20 protein-coding genes are annotated in these 18,446 nt (G+C 38.2%); all 20 read left to right on the top strand.

Annotation, left to right across the window (positions count from 1 at the left end; translation table 11 throughout):
- The first annotated feature begins 4 nt into the window (after positions 1-4).
- Positions 5-295: a hypothetical protein gene (locus AMET_RS01415; protein ID WP_011971414.1), complete on the top strand. Its 291-nt coding sequence runs from the start codon at positions 5-7 to the stop codon at positions 293-295.
- A 355-nt stretch (positions 296-650) separates the two neighbouring features.
- The gene (locus tag AMET_RS01420) at positions 651-1,574 is read left to right on the top strand and encodes a hypothetical protein (protein ID WP_011971415.1); all 924 of its coding nucleotides are present in this window, start codon (positions 651-653) and stop codon (positions 1,572-1,574) included.
- On the top strand, positions 1,562-1,885 hold the full coding sequence (locus AMET_RS01425; protein ID WP_011971416.1) for a hypothetical protein: 324 nt from the start codon (positions 1,562-1,564) through the stop codon (positions 1,883-1,885). Before AMET_RS01420 ends, AMET_RS01425 begins: the two co-directional genes overlap by 13 nt.
- 171 nt (positions 1,886-2,056) lie before the next feature.
- The gene (locus AMET_RS25460) at positions 2,057-2,218 is read left to right on the top strand and encodes a hypothetical protein (RefSeq protein ID WP_011971417.1); all 162 of its coding nucleotides are present in this window, start codon (positions 2,057-2,059) and stop codon (positions 2,216-2,218) included.
- Positions 2,219-2,251: 33 nt separating this feature from the next.
- Positions 2,252-2,455: a hypothetical protein gene (locus AMET_RS01430; protein ID WP_011971418.1), complete on the top strand. Its 204-nt coding sequence runs from the start codon at positions 2,252-2,254 to the stop codon at positions 2,453-2,455.
- A gap of 68 nt (positions 2,456-2,523) precedes the next feature.
- Positions 2,524-4,371, top strand: coding sequence for a polysaccharide biosynthesis protein (locus tag AMET_RS01435; protein WP_011971419.1), 1,848 nt, complete (start codon positions 2,524-2,526; stop codon positions 4,369-4,371).
- Positions 4,372-4,656: 285 nt separating this feature from the next.
- Complete coding sequence (locus tag AMET_RS01440) at positions 4,657-5,073, top strand: COG2426 family protein (protein WP_278184251.1); 417 nt, start codon at positions 4,657-4,659, stop codon at positions 5,071-5,073.
- A 270-nt stretch (positions 5,074-5,343) separates the two neighbouring features.
- Complete coding sequence (locus AMET_RS27150; protein WP_334290548.1) at positions 5,344-5,565, top strand: oleate hydratase; 222 nt, start codon at positions 5,344-5,346, stop codon at positions 5,563-5,565.
- Positions 5,480-5,764 carry an oleate hydratase gene (locus AMET_RS24720; RefSeq protein WP_330368665.1) on the top strand — a complete coding sequence of 95 codons (285 nt, stop codon included), beginning with the start codon at positions 5,480-5,482 and terminating at the stop codon, positions 5,762-5,764. Before AMET_RS27150 ends, AMET_RS24720 begins: the two co-directional genes overlap by 86 nt.
- Before the next feature lie 14 nt (positions 5,765-5,778).
- Entirely contained in the window at positions 5,779-5,943 is a 165-nt protein-coding gene (locus AMET_RS25465; RefSeq protein ID WP_011971421.1) for a hypothetical protein, read from the top strand.
- A 389-nt stretch (positions 5,944-6,332) separates the two neighbouring features.
- The gene (locus AMET_RS01450; RefSeq protein WP_011971422.1) at positions 6,333-6,812 is read left to right on the top strand and encodes a hypothetical protein; all 480 of its coding nucleotides are present in this window, start codon (positions 6,333-6,335) and stop codon (positions 6,810-6,812) included.
- 68 nt (positions 6,813-6,880) lie between these two features.
- Positions 6,881-8,047, top strand: coding sequence for an efflux RND transporter periplasmic adaptor subunit (locus tag AMET_RS01455; RefSeq protein WP_011971423.1), 1,167 nt, complete (start codon positions 6,881-6,883; stop codon positions 8,045-8,047).
- On the top strand, positions 8,047-11,127 hold the full coding sequence (locus AMET_RS01460; RefSeq protein WP_011971424.1) for an efflux RND transporter permease subunit: 3,081 nt from the start codon (positions 8,047-8,049) through the stop codon (positions 11,125-11,127). Before AMET_RS01455 ends, AMET_RS01460 begins: the two co-directional genes overlap by 1 nt.
- 353 nt (positions 11,128-11,480) lie before the next feature.
- Positions 11,481-12,068, top strand: coding sequence for a nucleotide exchange factor GrpE (gene grpE / locus AMET_RS01465; protein ID WP_011971425.1), 588 nt, complete (start codon positions 11,481-11,483; stop codon positions 12,066-12,068).
- Positions 12,065-13,774: an Hsp70 family protein gene (locus AMET_RS01470; RefSeq protein WP_011971426.1), complete on the top strand. Its 1,710-nt coding sequence runs from the start codon at positions 12,065-12,067 to the stop codon at positions 13,772-13,774. The genes grpE and AMET_RS01470 overlap by 4 nt, the downstream gene beginning before the upstream one ends.
- Complete coding sequence (locus AMET_RS01475) at positions 13,774-14,328, top strand: tetratricopeptide repeat protein (RefSeq protein WP_011971427.1); 555 nt, start codon at positions 13,774-13,776, stop codon at positions 14,326-14,328. The genes AMET_RS01470 and AMET_RS01475 overlap by 1 nt, the downstream gene beginning before the upstream one ends.
- Positions 14,329-14,353: 25 nt before the next feature.
- Positions 14,354-15,730: an SEC-C metal-binding domain-containing protein gene (locus tag AMET_RS27225; RefSeq protein ID WP_011971428.1), complete on the top strand. Its 1,377-nt coding sequence runs from the start codon at positions 14,354-14,356 to the stop codon at positions 15,728-15,730.
- A gap of 310 nt (positions 15,731-16,040) precedes the next feature.
- Positions 16,041-16,691 (top strand): response regulator transcription factor, encoded by a 651-nt coding sequence (locus AMET_RS01485; RefSeq protein ID WP_011971429.1) that lies wholly within the window; start codon positions 16,041-16,043, stop codon positions 16,689-16,691.
- Positions 16,692-16,694: 3 nt separating this feature from the next.
- Entirely contained in the window at positions 16,695-18,122 is a 1,428-nt protein-coding gene (locus AMET_RS01490) for a sensor histidine kinase (RefSeq protein ID WP_011971430.1), read from the top strand.
- Positions 18,123-18,196: 74 nt separating this feature from the next.
- Positions 18,197-18,427, top strand: a complete 231-nt coding sequence (locus AMET_RS01495; RefSeq protein WP_011971431.1) for a hypothetical protein — start codon at positions 18,197-18,199, stop codon at positions 18,425-18,427.
- Positions 18,428-18,446: the final 19 nt, after the last annotated feature.

Raw genomic sequence — 18,446 nt, forward strand, 5'->3', positions numbered from 1 at the left:
GAACATGATGAATGGAAGTTACAATATTACAATGATCACACCATTAGGTCCAGAAAAAGGAACGATACTCCTTAATGCTGATGAGGAAAAGTTGAGTGGGATATTAAAAATTATGGGAAATGAAAAGGAATTTACCGGTACTGCAAAGGGAAATAGCTTTGAATTCTCTAGTGAATTAAAGAAGCTTATTACAAAGATTCCATTCAGTGCAAAGGGTACAGTAAATGGGGATACCATGGAAGCTAATATCGATTCAAAATTTGGACAGATGAAGATCATTGGGAAAAAAGCATAAGGGATGGATATAAACTGAATCATAACAAGATATAGCCTACATTTTCTTCTGTAGGCTATATTTTCTTTAACCGCCATATGATATAACAAATTAAAACCAGAGCACTAATATTAGTATGGATCCTAACTAAGAGAACCAATGGTGCCAGGGAAACCTCCTCCACTCTTTTTTCGGAGGTTTCCCTGGCACTTAACGTAATGCAATATGCTGATGGCATTTTACAGGAAGACCCTCATTGTACTATGAAGGGGCCCAAAAGGTTTGTTGATTCGATATAAACGGACAAAAAAAATAATAAACCCTATGCTATACTGATTTTATGTAAATAGGAAAATAGAAAGGGTGGCATAGCTGGATGAGAAAAAAATTAGGGTTAATGGCGATAATATTGATGGTTTCCTTAGCTTTATTGGGTTGTGGACCAAAGGTAGGACAGGGGAAAGATTATGGTACTTATGATGAAGATACAAGGGTTTTTATTCTCAATGAGAAGGCCTTTGAGGATGCTGAAAAGGTGAAAATGGACAAGATTCAGGAAAAAACACCGTGGCAGTTGTATGTTGCGAAGTTTGGCTTTTCTGAAGTCGTCTATCTTCAGGTAATACGTTCTAAGGGAAAATACAGTGAAATACAGTTCTTAGACATGGAGTACCAAGGCTATATGATTAGCGACCATGAAGGGGAAGTGGTACTGGATAAAGTTCCTAGGATTATGCTGGATAGAGATTATGAGGAAAGTCTGTTTGCTGAAATGCTTCAAGAAGGCTCAACAGAGGGTTTTGAAGCGTTTTTCCAAAGAGCGATGTATCAATGGGAAAAAAGCAGTGCCACCTATGATAACAGTAGATTTACTTTATTTCATCAACAGTTAGAGGAGGATCCACAGTATGGTAAGGTGATTGCCTTTTATAGTGAAGAAGGACATCGAATTGCTATTGATAAAACTGAAGACCATCAAATGGGTTTTCTGATAGGCCCATATAGGGAAGAAGAATTAGCGCTGGCCAAGGCGATAACATCAGAGACAGAAAAAGAGGTACAAGAGATGGCTGTCAAGGATGCTGATGTAGATAAGGAATATATAGTAGCAAAGGTCGATCCTGCTGACTATGCAGATGTTATCAAAAAACTGACGAAGTCTAGGAAAGGGCAATTAGAGGATTACGGGGTAGGAGATGTGAATGGCGATGGAGAGGTGGACTATATTATCCTGAACTCTATACCACCTATTCAATGGTATTGGACCAAAGTCAACGGGAGGACTGTATGTATTATGTAGCTAGAGGTGGTAATCCAAAGGATCTCGCTTATTACAAGGATGCTATTTCTGTTGATACTAAGAATCGACTTTTAGTGGAAAGACAGCTGATAGTATCTCCTATAGGAGGAATGGGGTTAGGAAACATCCAGGAGCGTTATCAATGGAAAACTAACAAATGGCAGCTGGTGGATGTAAAGGTAACACCCTATAACTTTAAATTAGAAACCTCTAAAGGTGTACGGGATCAGACATTAAAGGAGACCCTGAAAAACCATAAGGTTGTTGTCAATGAAAAAAATGTCGACAAGCTCTTAATGCTATCGAAGTAGGAGGTACTACACTTTCACGGAGAACCTCGAGCAACGGAGGGGGACGGAGAACCACATCTTATCTATGAAGATACCACCTATACTTTTCTGGGGGGGAATGCCCATGGATGGGGTCCAAGTTCAGTATCCTTTACTGGAGCAAAACAAGAGATATTTGGGGTTCGCAAGGGTATGTCCATAGAGGAAGTAGAGAAGGTTTTAGGGAAACCACAGGAAGGTAGCATTGATACTACTGGTGAAACAGAGGATTATATACTTTATAACATCAAAGGACGCCAAGTGTTGTTTATAATAGAAGAGGGAAGGGTAGTAGTGAGTATTATCAAAGCTTAAAAACAATGTAAAGGATAACATATAAGGAGAAGAATGAATGGGCAAAGTAAAGAAGGCATTGTCTTAAGGCTAGCGATTGTGACTTATTTGATTGGTACAATGATGTTTTTAAATGGGGATAGTGAAGCACAGGATGCGTATACAAAAGAAGTGCTGCCAAGTGTCATGGCTGTACAAGGAGATAATGACGGGGGTTTAGAAATAAGTGAAGGGAAATATGAAACTCTTCCCAATTGACTTGAAAGTATGTAAGTAGTATAGTTATGAGTAGAAGTGGAATGGAAGGGTAAGGGGGCAACGTTAAGATGAAGAAAAGGGTGTTGAGTGGGCTATTGATGATGATGGATGCTGCCATGATAAACATTGCAGTGGTCATTGCCTTTTACATACGATTTGATGGGGCTTTTTCAGGTAGATTCGCAGGGCAGTATATTCCTATTTATACGGACAACTTATTAACTTTCACTTTGATTAAAATCGCACTTTTTTATGCCTTTGGTATGTATCAAAACCTATGGAAATATGCCAGCATAGAGGCAGTCTTTCAAATTATGATCGCAGCCTTCGTTGCCAACACAGGTGTGGTTAGCTATATGGTCCTCACCCAACAGGGGCATCTACCTAGGAGTATTTACCTGTTGATGTTTATTTTGGACATGTTACTGGTAGGGGGCATACGCTTTAGCTATCGTGCCACTCGGGGACTACGGGAGCATGGTTTCATTAGAAGGAAAAACTGTAAACGGGTGATGATTGTAGGAGCCGGGACTGCCGGGGCTGTGGTCATCAAAGAGCTTAAAATCCATGATAACTTAAATTACAAACCAGTGGCAGTCATCGATGATGATGAGTCAAAGTTAGGCTCTAAAATCAATGGGGTTCCTGTCCTGGGGGATCGATATCATATTAAAAAGGTAGCTGAAATGAAACAAGTAGATGAAATCATTATTGCCATACCCTCTGGGTTTAGACAAGAACTCAAGGAAATCGTGGAGGAATGTAGTAAAACCAAGTGTAAACTAAAAATATTACCTGGCATTGGTGAGTTGATCGATGGCAAGGTCAGTATGAAAAAGGCCCGTGATGTGGAGATTGAAGATCTATTAGGTAGGGATGCCATTAATATAGATCTTGAGGAGATCAGTGAGTATCTACATAATCAAGTGGTCTTAATTACTGGAGGTGGAGGATCTATTGGGTCTGAGCTTTGCAGACAGATTGCCACATTCAATCCCAAGAAGCTCTTAATATTAGATAACTATGAAAATAATGCTTATGATATACAAAATGAATTGAGAAGAAAATATCCTGAGTTGAATTTAGAAGTGTTGATTGCTTCAGTAAGAGAAAGGGACCGTATAGAGGAAATTTTTGGTCAATATTTACCTGAGGTCATATTTCATGCGGCGGCCCATAAGCATGTTCCTTTGATGGAGGCCAATCCTCAGGAAGCCATTAAAAATAATATTTTTGGAACCAAAAATGTAGCAGAATGTGCTGATCAATTTGGTGCCAAGAGATTTGTTCTAATTTCCACAGATAAAGCGGTGAATCCCACTAATATTATGGGTGCCACCAAGCGAGTAGCAGAAATGTTGATCCAGTCTATTGATTTAACAAGTAAAACTGAGTTCGTGGCGGTACGGTTTGGAAATGTATTAGGGAGCAATGGTAGTGTGATTCCCCTCTTTAAAAGGCAAATTGCAGAAGGGGGACCGGTGACGGTGACACATCCAGAGGTTACTCGATACTTTATGACCATCCCTGAGGCAGTTCAGCTGGTGATCCAAGCTGGTTCAATGGCAAGTGGCGGGGAAATATTTGTCTTGGATATGGGAGAGCCAGTGAAGATTATTGATTTAGCCAGAAACCTTATTCGCCTTTCTGGGATGGAGCCTGATGTGGATATGGACATTAAGGTGGTTGGGTTAAGGCCAGGAGAAAAGCTCTATGAAGAGCTATTGATGGATGAAGAAGGATTAGAGTCAACCAAGCATGATAAGATTTTTGTGGGAAAACCATTCTTTACTGATTTAAAGTTTTTAGAAAGAGAGTTGGACATTTTATCGGATCTCTTATTATTAAGAGACCAAGAGGAAGTCAAAGAATATATGGTGAAGATTGTTCCTACATATCATAGAGAGACAAGCTGAGAGAGTGAAAATTGAACAAGGCACCTCCATTAGTATTACTTGATAACTGATGTTGGTGCTTTTTCATGTGTTATTGATGCGAATACTAAATACTTCTAATTTAGAATAATAGTAATCAATGTTATGCTAGAATAATAATGGTCTTAGGGCTATCAAAATTTCAATTGAGTTATTAAGAAATAGGGTGAAAGGGTAAAGGTACCGTATTATGACAAATTTGTTAAATCAATTACTGGTATTTTTAACAATAGAATTCACCGTATTTTTCACTGCAGCCTACCCATTATTGAGCTATGGGGAGCGATTCCTGTAGGGGTTTCATTGGGAATGTCGCCTCTCCATGCCACAATGGTCAGCTTTGCCGGGAGTATGCTTCCGGTACCCTTTTTGATTTGTGCCATCCGTCCTGTGTTTGATATTTTAAAGAAAACCAGGTTGTTTGGGGGAATGATTCATAGGCTCAGCGCACGAACGCTAAGGAATAGTGAAAAGGTAAAGAAATATGGATTTTGGGGACTCATCCTATTTGTGTCCATTCCCCTGCCTGGAACTGGTGTTTGGAGTGGAACATTAGCAGCGGTTTTATTAGATATGCGCTTTAAGATTGCTTTTCCAGCTATCCTAATTGGAAACACTATTGCCGCCATTGTAATTATGACATTAAGCTATGGTGCACTTGGAGCCATTAATTTATTGCCTTAAATGAGACTTAGTTTAGAGGATGTTAATAAATATGGGATTGTCAAAGGAATGCATATTGAGGATCGGATCTATAAGATGAAGTAATAAGTGTTGTAGAATCTGTTTATGGCAGAGACTAAATAGGAAAAAGCTAGAATGAGAAAAAATGCTAGGAAACTAGACATTGAAGGCGCGGTGTTGGAATTTTAGACACTGTGCCTTCAATGTCTATATCCCATCTCAATATCATTGTGTAGAATAGAGTTATAAGAAAAAAAGCTTGGAACTAAAATGATATTGCTCAAAAAGATTGAAAAATATTCGAGGAATGTTCCTGGTAGCGGTGCACTGATGACTTTTAAAGATTCCAGCGGGCTTATGTCCATGGTTGTGGCAGCACAGCCCCATTTCAAAGCCCAAACTGCCGATGAAACGATATTTTGGGGATATGCCCTGCATTATCTCTCAGTTTCAGCCAAGAGCCATGACAGACAGACCACAGGTTGTACCTGAAGGGTCTACTAACCTGGCTATGATCAGTCAATTTGTTGAAATTCCTGAAGACATGGTATTTACCGAGGAAGTTTCTGTTCGTGCAGCTCATATTGTGGTGTATACATTGATGGGCTTAGATAAAAAGATCTGTCCTGTCACACCACATCGCTATGATGTTCGAACACTGTTAAAAGCACTGAACACCAGCTATAGATAAAGGAGGAAGATACCATGAACGGGAACTACAATATTACGATCCTCACACCCTTGGGGGCTGAAAAAGGAACGATATTCCTTGATGCTGATGGAGAAAAGCTAAATGGTATACTGAAAATAATGGGAAAAAGCATAATTATTAGGAATGCGATGCAGGTTCAATGTATTTTTATACAGTGAACTTGCACCGCTTTTTTATATAATAGGAAAGTTCTCTTTCCTATTATATAAAAAACAGGGGTTGTAGGGGATGCAATCCCCTGCCCGCTTCCAGGAAGGTGCTCAGCCAGCTTCGCTGGTGTCGAAGGAAACCTAGGGTTTCCTAGCGAAAGCGTCGTAGACGCTCTTTTTAATGTATGGTCGGGACCGCTGTCAGTCAACACGCCAAGATAAGGATATATTTCATAAATAAGATAAATATGTGAGCAAAATGCTGTCATGAAGCGATGAAGTTATTAATTAAAACTTAAATTCCTTATAACTACTTGTAGAATAAAAAATTATCAAATATTATGTAATATGAAAAAATCAGGATGAGATAAATTTTACCAGTTGGGAGGAAGATTGTGATGCGTAAGCCAATGTATATTATCGTTTTACAATTCGTATTGATATTGATGATACTGATACTGACACTGACCTCTTTGAATATAGTAGAGGTGGAGAATATCTATGGGATGCAACCACTAAACAGAGATAGTATACACAATGTGGTTGTGGCTTATGAAGGCGGACTGGATGTTTCCAATGTCATTTCTAGAATTGGTGAAAGAAGAGAATCATTAAGGGAAAGAATAGAGAGAAGTAGAGACACATATGAGAATCTGAAAAGTAATAATTCTAGAGAGATTATTATTAAAAAAAGATCAAAAGTCATGGAAAGAGTTGATGCTGAAGGAGATCGTGTTTGTGTCGAGGATACTGAGTATAATCATATGGAGGGTAAGAACAAAAAATATTTAGCCTATAATCCACGATATTTGATAATAAAAAATCAAATTATAAGAGGGCATGCAATTGGTTTAAGAAGTCCACCTGTATATGTATAAAACTTTCATTAATTAATAAAAAAAGCGACTAAATTATAAAGTGAAGGTATATATAAGGGGGAGAAAAATTGAAATCTTACAAAAAAGCGATATTGACCATTTTTCTGATCAGTACAACATTTCTATATGGTTGTAGTCAAACCGCTGCTAATGAAATAGAAGAGGTTCTAAAGCCTGTGAAGGTGAAAGTGGTAGAGACACAAGAATATTCAAAAGACATGGAAATTAGTGGTAATGTAAAGCCTGCTCAATTGATCAGATCGGGATTTAAAGTGGCAGGTGTCATTGATCATATTCATGTGGAAGAGGGAGATATAGTAAAAGAAGGACAGACTCTTATGCAACTGGACCCATATGACTATCAACTAGGGGTAAATGCAGCCCGCTCTCAATATCAAGCTTTGCAAAAACAAGCGGAGAGTAGTATCAACTCAGGGGTGAATCAAGCAGTAGCTCATTTAGAGTTTGTTAATACTCAGTATGATAGAATGCTAAAGCTCTATGAGGAAGGAGCCATTCCTAAAAAAACCTTAGAGGAGGTGGAAACTCAAATTGTAGTGGCGCAGAATAAGTATCAGGAGTCATTGGATGCTTCTCCTATTGCTGAAGCACAACTAGATCAAGCAAGAACAGGACTAGAGGCAGCAGAGTCAAAAATAGGAGATACTATTTTAAAAAGTCCTATTACTGGTACAGTGATCAAGAGGACTTTTGAAGTTGGGGAAACAGTTGCTCCTGGACACCCTACCATTATTTTAGGAAGACTGGATAAGCTAGAGGTGGAAATAGGAGTACCGGATGGATTAGTAGATAATATACGTATCGGAAAAAATGTAGATGTGTTTATATATGGTTTGGATAAAGAAATTAAAGGAACGATTGCTAGCATTGATACGACAGCGGACTTGGAAACAAGAACCTTTGGTGTGAAGGTGGAAATTGATAACAAAGAGAATCGGATTCGTCCTGGGATGATTGCTAAGGTGATGATGAACACCGATAAGTTGACAACGATTATGATTCCAACAAACGCTGTCATGAATGACCCTGATGGTGCTAAGATATTTGTCTATCAAGAAGAAGGCTATGTAGTAGAAAGAAGAGTCATACTAGGTGAGATATTTGGGGATGAAATTCAAGTAATCGAAGGCTTGGAAAACGGAGAAAAAATTGTAATAGAAGGTCACTATAGACTGATAGACGGGGATAATGTAAAAGTGGAGGTAGTAGAATAATGACGAAATGGTGCTTGGAACATCGCAGTATTGTTGCGGTATTATCTATTTTCATCTTCTTAAGCGGGATCTTCGTCTATACAACCATGGAGCGACAAGAGAACCCTGATGTCGTTGCACCTGGAGCAACAGTAAAGACGATTTATCCTGGAGCTACACCAGAAGATATTGAAAAGTTTATTGTAAAACCACTGGAAAGTAAGATTGGGGAGATTCCTGATGTAAAGATGATGCTTTCTTACTCTTTAGATAATGTAGGGGTAATTATCATACGTTTGGAAGATTTAAGTGATGAGGATATCAATGAGACTTGGAACCTATTAAGACAAAAGGTAGATGAGGCAGAGCTACCAGAACAAGCCTGGGATCCAGAAATCGACACTGATCTTATTGATACCTATGGAATGCTCTTTACCATAAGTGGAGATCGCTTTGAGTATAAGGAATTAAAGTCAATTGCAGATGAGCTCCAAGAAGAGTTGGAGAAAATGGATGGTATCGCTCAAGTAGACATCAATGGATACATAGACGAAGAAATACACATTAATCTAGATCTCTTGCGGATGAAGCACTTTAATATTCCTGTGGAGACAATCGGGATGGCACTAAAGGCTACAAATATAAATATTCCAGGGGGAAGCTTGAAATTACGTGGTACCAATGTACCCATATCCACCACAGGAGAGTATAAAAATATCCATGATATTGAAAATACAATTGTAGGGATGTCAGAGGCGGGTAACGTGATTTACCTCAAGGATGTGGCTGATATTGAACAAGTGGAAGGCGATAGAGATGTTTTTGTTGGCAGTAATGGTGAAAAAGCACTGCTGATGAACTTGAAGTATTCTGATGGAGAGAACATTGTGAACATTGGAGAAGAAGTGATGACCTTTTTAGAAGAGTATAAGAATACCATAGCAGAGGATATGAATATCACTGTCATCACGGATCAGGCAGAGTATGTGGAGGATGCCATCAATCTTTTTGAAAAAAATCTACTATCAGCTATTAGTTTGGTGGTAGTGGTTGTATTAATCAGCATGGGCTATAGAAGTGCCCTGGTAGTTTCTTCTGCCATTCCGATTACGGTTATGGCTACATTCGCTTTTATGCGATTTACGGGAATTGTACTACATCAGGTTTCTATATCCTCTTTAATTGTATGCTTAGGACTTCTGGTGGCCAATGCCATTGTAGCTAACGACAGTATGGATTTATATTTGTCCAAGGGAATGTCAAGAAAAGAAGCCATTGTTTATGGAATTAATGAAGTGAAAATTCCAATTTTAACATCGACATTAACCACGGTGGCCTCCTTTTTACCCCTATTGTTAATGGAGGGGGTAGCAGGAAAGTTTGTAAAGAGCTTACCGATCATGGTGACAGTTGCCCTGTTCAGCTCCTTTATACTATCCCTGACAGTTGTTCCCGCAATGGGATATACTTTTCTAAAGGGAAGCCAAGGAGAAAAGAAAAAATCACTGTTTAGCGATGTGAGCGATTTTTTCCTAAAACAATACAAGTTTATATTGAAAGCCACATTGAAAATGCCAATCATTACAATTTTAGTGGCGATGGGTTTACTGGTTTTCAGTACTACCATGATATCTAGTTTAGGCTTACAACTATTTCCTTTTGTAGAAAGAGATCAATATGTGATTGATGTGACTTTAATAGAAGGAACTTCCGCTGAAAAAACCAAGGAAGTGATTACAGAAATAGAAGAAATGCTTAAGGAGGATCCTTCAGTAGATAGCTTTTTGAGTAAGGTGGGAGATGGTATACCAAAGTTTTATCCATCCTTTGTACCTAATCAGATTGCTAGCAATCAAGCCCAATTTGTCGTAAATGGCAAGGTCAGTGAAATGGTTGCCCTGCAAGATAGGATAGACCAGACTGTGGTGGGCGCCAGAGTAGAAGTAAAACAGCTAGAGAATGCGGTACCGGTAGGCCTACCTATCCAGGTAAGAGTCAGTGGAAACGATATTGATACCTTGATTAGAACATCTAATGAAATTAAAGAAATTTTATACACTGTAGAGGAAGGTCAGCATGTTCAGGATGATTATGGTCATGAAGTGCTTAAGATGGTGATAGACGTTAATCAAGATAAAGCAAGCATGGTAGGTATCACTAACTACGACATAGCATCAACTGTAAGAATGGCCATCAATGGACACGAAGTGATCAAAATGAGACCAGATGATACCGATGATGATATACCCGTGGTTCTACGAATTCCAACAGATGAAAAGAATACGGTACAGGTATTAGATAATATTTTTGTTACCTCTCAATTTACAGGTAGAAATGTACCTATTCAACAAATTGCTGATATCCATAGTGAATTTTCTCTTAGTAGAATACTAAGGCGAGATAGAGATCGTACGATTACGGTAGGCTTATATCCAAAACCAGGATACTCAGCTGCAGAAGTATTAAATGTAGTAGAGGAAAGAATGGAAGGGTTTGAAGTTCCTCAAGGTTATATGATGGAATTTGGTGGAGAAAGTGAAGATAGAACAGAAGCCTTTGAATCTCTTATCGGACCATTCTTTTTAGCGGCTATGTTGATTTACGTGATTCTGATGTTCCAATTTATGGATTTAAGGCAACCATTAATCATTATGGGAACCATACCATTATCCTTTATTGGTGTCATATGGGGTCTGAAAATAACCGGATATCCCCTAGGCTTTATGGCTCTGATGGGAACGGTGAGTTTGATGGGTATCGTTGTAAACAATGGGATTGTATTGTTGGATTATATCAATATCCTAGCAAAGAGTGGTATCGAGGCCAAAGAAGCAGTGATAGAGGCTTGTGCCACTAGACTAAGACCTATCATGATTGGAATGATAACCACTGTTATTGGATTAGTACCGATGGCATTAATCGGAGGAAGTCTATGGGCGCCACTTGCCTACGCGATTATCTTTGGACTGATGGTATCCTCTATACTAACGATGCTTGTCATTCCTTCAGCATTTATGCTCTTTAGGCGTAGGGATAAAAAAGGCAATGGAATAATAGATGAAGCTTTAACTGATAAAGAAATAAAGGAAACGGTTTCGTAGAAAAGGTCACTTAAAATATTTTGTTGCGATAATCGTATCTAAAACCTAAAAAAAGTAACAAAAAACACTCCTTGAATCGTATAACCAATATGGTTTTCAAGGGGTGTTTTTTTGCAGTAAAAGAAAGCATATTTCACTAAGAGATAAATAAATCAAAACATGATGAAAATGCTATCAAAATAATTGATGACCCAGGAAACATTCTAGGGTATGTACCAAGGTGCCAAGAACTTAACTTATTAATATATTGCAGCTAACAACAGCTTTTGATAAAATGAAACTAGAAGTTGTTTTTAAATCACTACATTACCTATAAAGTGGTGTAAATATAATGAAGTACGAGGAGAAGAAGGATGATTGACGTAAGGAAGGAAATTGAGAAGTATGAACCTATAGATCTAGCACAAGAAGAAGAGCTTCAACAGGACGAGTTTATCGAAGTCCTTCAGCATTTGCAAAAGTCTCTAAACCGATTTGGAAAAGATCAATATAAGACCCTAGGACAAGTGGAAGAGGTACTGGAGCTTTTGGAGGCAAGTGAAGAAAAGGACAAGGTTTATGGTGACCTCAGAAAAGAGGCAAAAAAGAAGGACGAAGAGATAGATGCCCTACTTTTGGCAATCATAATGGTAACGGATGCTTTAGAGGATCTCTATTATTATACGGTGAAAAATAATGAGGGTTCCTGGGCAGAACAGCTATCTTTGCTATGGGAAAAATTGGGTCAGAAACTATCTTACTATGGGATTGTGCGAATCGGGGAAGAAGGGACCACCTTTTCATCTCATCATGGAATCGCAGAGGGAATCTCAAAGGATGCGAATCGATCCCATGGAGAGATCGTAGAAGTCATTCAGTTGGGATATGTTTATAGAGGTAGAGTCCTTCGAAAGGCAAGGGTTATTGTTAATGAAAATGAAGAAAGGGTGAAGTACGAATGAGTAAAATTATTGGAATCGACTTAGGCACTTCCACATCTGAGGTGGGTATATTCGAAACCGGTAAGCCTATTGTCATTGGAAATCATTTAAATGAAAAAATCACGCCATCAGTAGTCGGACTGGGTGAAGAGGGACAGTTGATCATTGGTCGGGATGCAAAGGACCAAATGCTGTTTAAACCAGAGGATACGGTAATGGAAGTCAAAAGGTTGATGGGATCTAGAGAAAAAGTGAAAATGGGTGGAAAGGAATATAGGCCTCAGGAAATGTCCTCTTTTATCTTAAAATATTTGAAGGAATGTGCAGAAGCATACTTAGAAGAGGAAGTCCTACGGGCGGTGATTACGGTGCCAGCCTATTTTACAGATGAACAACGAAGGGCCACGGTAGAAGCCGGGGGATTAGCTGGATTGAAGGTAGAACGGATTATTAATGAACCAACAGCAGCAGCTCTAGCCTATGGCATCGATCATATGGATGAAAATCAGCATATACTGGTCTATGATTTAGGGGGAGGCACTTTAGATGTAACTGTGTTAGAAATGTTTGAGGGTGTTCTAGAAGTAAAGGCAAGTAGTGGAAATAATCAATTGGGAGGCAAGGACTTCGATCAGAAATTGATTGACTACCTTTGCGATCGTTTCTTTGAACAATATCATATAGATTTACGAAGTGACCTAAGGGCTATGGCAAAGTTAAAAAAATCAGCAGAAGAATGTAAGATTACCTTAAGTGGCCACGAGGCCTATCACGTATTAATCCCCTTTATAGCAGAAAAGGAAGGAAACCCTGTGTCTTTGGAGGAAACAATTACTAGGCAGGTTTTTGAATCCCTGATTGAGGAGATAGTACAATCCACATTAAAGCCCATTACGATAGCACTAAAAGATGCCAAGCTAACTTCGAAGGATCTTGATCTGATTTTAATGGTAGGGGGATCGACTCGAGTTCCTTTGGTAAAAAGCGTTGTAGATCATCATTTAGGACAAGGATCTCAGTCCTTAGTAGACCCAGATCTGGCAGTGGTAACGGGAGCAGCTATACAAGCTGGGATGATCAATGAGGACCTTTCTCCAGAGACGGATATTGTCATTACTGATGTATGCCCCTATACACTAGGCGTAGAAACCATGGATTTTATCATGGGTATGCCCCTAGAAGATGTTTATGATGTGATTATTCCTAGAAACACAACGATTCCTGTTATGAGAGAAAAGATCTATACCACGGTATCGGATGATCAAGAAATGGTAGAAATTATTGTTTATCAGGGAGATTATGAAAAGGCTTCTTTAAATAACTTATTAGGAAAGTTTGAATTAAGTGGCATCCCTCCTGCAAAAGCCTCTACAGAGAAAATAAAAATTCGATTTACCTATGATGTCAATGGCATTTTACAGGTGGAGGGGATGATTGTCAGCACGGGAAAGCAGGCTCAAATTACCATTGATACAACCGGTGTGGAGATGGAACAGGAAGTTGATTTGGAGGGCTGGAAAAAGGCTTCCATGGCGAAAAAATATCGGGCATTGATACGTAAAGGAGAAAAATTTCTAGAAGAGGAAGAGGTTGTTTTTGTAGCGGAACTAGAAGGAATATTAAAGAAATTTAAAAGAGCCTTGATCTTAGAGGAGGGCAAAGAACGGTTAGAGGAGCTAGAAGAAGAGCTATTAGAGCTACTGTATGACATGGAGGAAGAGGAATAATGCTGCAGGATTTGGCTAACTATTATTTTCATCAAGGGTTGAGACTGGCAAAGGAGAACCATATTACGAAAGCATTAGAGCAACTTAAAAAAGCAACGGCATTACAAGGGGAGAATTGGCAAGCATTAAACCTACAAGGGTTGTGCTTCTATGAATTAGGAGATTTTTCTAAGGCCAAAGGGGCTTGGAAAAGAAGCTTAACATGTAAAAACCAAGAGAATATAGCCAGTCATTACTTAGGGGAAATGGAACAAGGGGATTTTGAGGATTTATGCAAGGAATACAATCAGGCCCTCATGCTGGCCAAATTAAAAAAATACAAGAAAGCTATTAAAATACTAAATAGTAAGGAATTTGCTTCTATAAAGATTACTTCTTTTCAAAATTTATTAGGATTATGCTACTTGGCACAGGGAAAAAAAGTGAAAGCCTTACATGTCTGGCATCAAGCATTAAAAATAGATATAGATAACCCATACACTCTAAGGTATATTCAAGAATCCCTAGGGAATCTAGAGGAAAAATCATGGTTTGCAAAGTGGTTTGCAGGATAAAAAATGAAGAAAGAGGTTGGATGTAGTGAAAAATTATTATGAAACATTAAATGTTGATTTGAAGGCATCCCCTATAGAAATCAAAAGAGGATACTTTTCTCTTGTCAGAAAATATCCCTCGGATCGATTCCCCCAGGAATTTATGGACATACGAGAGGCCTATGAAGCTTTAAGCAATGAGAAAACCCGAGAAGAATACGATCATATGATGGAAATGTCTGCCTGGGATAGAGAATTTTTTGAGAAGAGTCGTCAATTAGTTCAAGCAGGAGAGACTAAAAAAGCCATCAAGATACTGGAGTTCATATTAGAAAGGCAGTTCGATTCTTCACTGGTTCAAGGACTGTTGGCAGAGGCATATTTATGTAATGGAAATAGTGGAAAGGCAATCAAGATATTGGAGAAGCTTGTGGAAGAGCACCCAGGAAATGCGGGATTTAAAGGTCATCTAGCCCATGCCTACATAGAAAGAGGATGGCATAAGAAAGCGATTAAAGCCTATGAAGATGCTTTGGAAATCGACGAGGATAATCTTTCTCTGTGGCTAGGTTTGTCTAAAGCCTATGCAGCAGGGCAATGGATGTCAAAGGCTAAAAGTGTATTACTAAGGGCTTTAGAAAAGGGAAAAGATAAGGATTGGGATTATATTACCCTATACTTAACATTAATTCATATCGAGTTGGCTATGGGTGATCTAGATGAAATGAAGAAATCCGTAAAGAAATTAAGTAAAGCCTCTTTGGAAAAAGAGGAATCTCGAGAGCATATCGGCTGGATTTTAAGTCAACTATCTCAATTGTTGCTAGGCAATGGATTCATGGAAGAAGCCATGGTACTCCTAGAGGAAGCAGAAGTACTACTTCCAAATAATGAAGAAATTCAAATGGTGAGAAAAGAGGTTCAATCCTTTTTTGATTTAGAAAAAGAATTTGAGAAACTAATGCTAGATGGCTTGATTGAAGAGGATATTAGAAACCTAATGGAATTAGAAGTTTTACCAAGGGAAATGTTGGGACTAGAGGAAGACCATAGAAAAGATTTGGTTTTTATGATTGAATATAGGATATTGGAGGAAATTCATCTTTTTAGGAAGTCCATCAATCGACTTAAGGAAAAATACCCTAGAATTTACGAAAAGAAAGCCAACTTTTTTGAAGGAGCCATGGATCCCAAAAGAAGGGGTAAGATGGCAAGGAGCTACGAAAAGCAAGGAAAAAGGATGCACAGAATCATTCAAGAAATGGCGATGAATTTTGAGCAGAATTATGAAGATGACGATGATGAGTTCCTTGGATATTCAGAATATCAAGAGCCCCATGTAAGGGAAGAGCCTAAGATTGGGAGAAATGAACCCTGTCCCTGTGGAAGTGGGAAAAAATATAAGAAATGCTGTGGGATTTAATAAAAAATCAGAGTGTCAGGGAAACCTCCGAAAAACGCCAACTAATATTGGGATAATATTGCCCTAAAATACGACAAGATTATATGGAAAATAATAGATAAACACAAAAGCCTTTTTTAAAAGAAGGAAAAGTAAAAAAGGGTCCTCATCTGACATAAAGGTGAGGACCCTTTTGTAGAAAAGAAAGTAAGTATAACTAGTTATTCTTTTAGGATCCGGTTGAAACAAAGACCCAATTCTTGCAAAACCTTCTATAATAAAATAGAATGCAGGTATAGATTAAGGCGTTTATGAAAATGAGGTGAAGCTTGTGAGTGTGATTTTAATTATAGAGGATGAAGATCCGATTAGAGAGTTGATCAAATTAAATTTGGTGATGGCAGGGTATGAAACGCTAGAGGCTTGTGATGGGGAAGAGGGTCTCCAGTATCTAAACAATGAAAAAATAGATTTAGTACTCTTGGATGTCATGCTTCCTCAACAGGATGGTTATACACTACTGCCTAAAATCTTAAAGAAGAATATACCTACAATTATGCTGACAGCAAAGGATAGACTAAAGGACAAAGTAAAAGGCTTAGAAATGGGTGCCGATGATTATGTGACAAAACCCTTTGAAGCCATGGAGCTTTTAGCTCGGGTCAAATGTGTTTTAAGGAGATCCGATAAAGAAAAAACAAAAATCGTAATGGATGATATTGAAATCTGCTTAGACCAATGGAAGGTTTTAAAGGATGGCAAAGAAGTAGATTTAACTTATAAAGAGTTTGATCTTTTACGACTATTGATTGAAAACAAGGGGAATGTCATGTCTCGAGATCGATTATTGGAACTGGTTTGGGGCTATGAATTTGAGGGAAATACGAGAACCGTTGATATGCATATTCAACGACTAAGGAATAAAATAGGGGCAGATAAGATTAAGACGATCTACAAGGTAGGCTATCGTATGGAGGGCTAAAGGATGAAACTTGGCTGGAAGATTTTTCTTCTTTGTGTGGGAATTTATGTTGTTTCACTGACCATAACAGGATTTGTAGTCAGTGAAAATACCTATACCAGCTTGTTGAAAAATGAAGTAGAAGGAACAGTAGAAGAAGAAAGTAATCTACACTCTACTTTGGCGGTATATTTATTAAACAATCAACGGATTGCTCAAGAAGAAATTGAATTAAAAAACTATAGTAAGAGCATGGTAGACATGATTAATTCAGATAGAAATTATCTGGAGATATTTGATGAGAACCTAAACCTTTTAGCAACAAATGCACCAAAGGCTTGGTTTTTTTCCCGAAAAGAATTGGATGTGGCTTTGGAGGGACAAAAAAACTTTGTCCTAAGAAGAGATGAAGATGAGCTTTATTTATTTGTTTCTAACGTCTTAGAGATTGGTGAAGAAAAAATTGTGTTATCCCTCATAAAGGATATTACCCATGTAGACCATTATCGTAGAGAACAATATCTACTTTTTATGAGAACGGGATTAATGGGATTGATTTTTGTTGCTCTCATCACCTGGGCATTGAGTATACTCCTACTGAAGCCCTTTAGAGAATTAAGTTCAACAGCTGAAAACATTGCTTCGGGCAATTATCATGTACGAGCAGAAGTCAACAGAACCGACGAAGTTGGCTTGTTGGCAGAGCAGTTTAATATCATGGCAGGCGAGATTGAGCAAAAGATGGGTGAGTTGAAGGAAGAGGGACAACAGCAGCAACGTTTTATTGACAACCTTACCCATGAGCTTCGAACGCCACTGACATCGATTATTGGTTATGCAGAGTACTTGCTAAAGGCAGAATATGATTCTAAAACATTTAATAAGGGTTTGAGCTATATCCACTCAGAGGGAAATCGGATGCTAAAATTAGCTAAAACCTTGATGGATATGATTTTAGTTCGAGAGAGGTCGTTGCAGCTTGAGGAGGAACACGTAATGTCTCTACTGGTGATGATACAAAATATCATGAAAGTAAAGGCAGAGAAAAAAGGTGTCATACTAAAAGTACAAGGAGAAAATCTAAAAATTTCAATAGATAAAGAACTGTTTAAAGTTGCCATTATCAATCTAGTGGATAATGCGATTAATGCCAGTCAAGAGGGACAAACGGTAACCATGGGCGTTGAAAAAACACCACAGAAAATTAGTCTGTATATAAAAGATGAAGGAAAAGGTATGGCGGAATGGGAGTTAAACAGAGTAATACAACCTTTTTATCGCGTTGATAAATCCCGCTCTAGAAAAGATGGAGGCATAGGATTAGGGTTAGCCATTTGCTATCAAATAGTAAAGGAACACGGTGCTATCTTTGAAATAGAAAGTGAGATAGGAAAAGGTACAAAGATAAAAGTTGATTTTCCTCAAAGAGTTTACAAAAATTTTACAAGTTAGAATTAAATTGGATAAAATCCTCTGATACAATAAGAATTGTTAAAGAGAATAAGTACATAAGGAGGATTTTAAAAATGAAAAAAATATTAGCACTTTCATTAGTACTACTACTGAGTTTAACTGTAATGGTTGCATGTAATGCAGAAGAAGAGACAATCACAGAACAAGAGGGAACTGAAATTGAACTTGAGATTGAAGAAGAAGTAGATGTAGACGCAGAAGTAGATGTGGATGTAGAAGAAGATGTAGACGCAGAAGAAGATGCAGATGCAGAAGAAGAAGAAGAAGAAGAAGAAAAAAGCTAATAAACTAATACGATAAATG

This window comes from Alkaliphilus metalliredigens QYMF, from assembly GCF_000016985.1.
Classification (GTDB): Bacteria; Bacillota; Clostridia; order Peptostreptococcales; family Natronincolaceae; genus Alkaliphilus_A; species Alkaliphilus_A metalliredigens.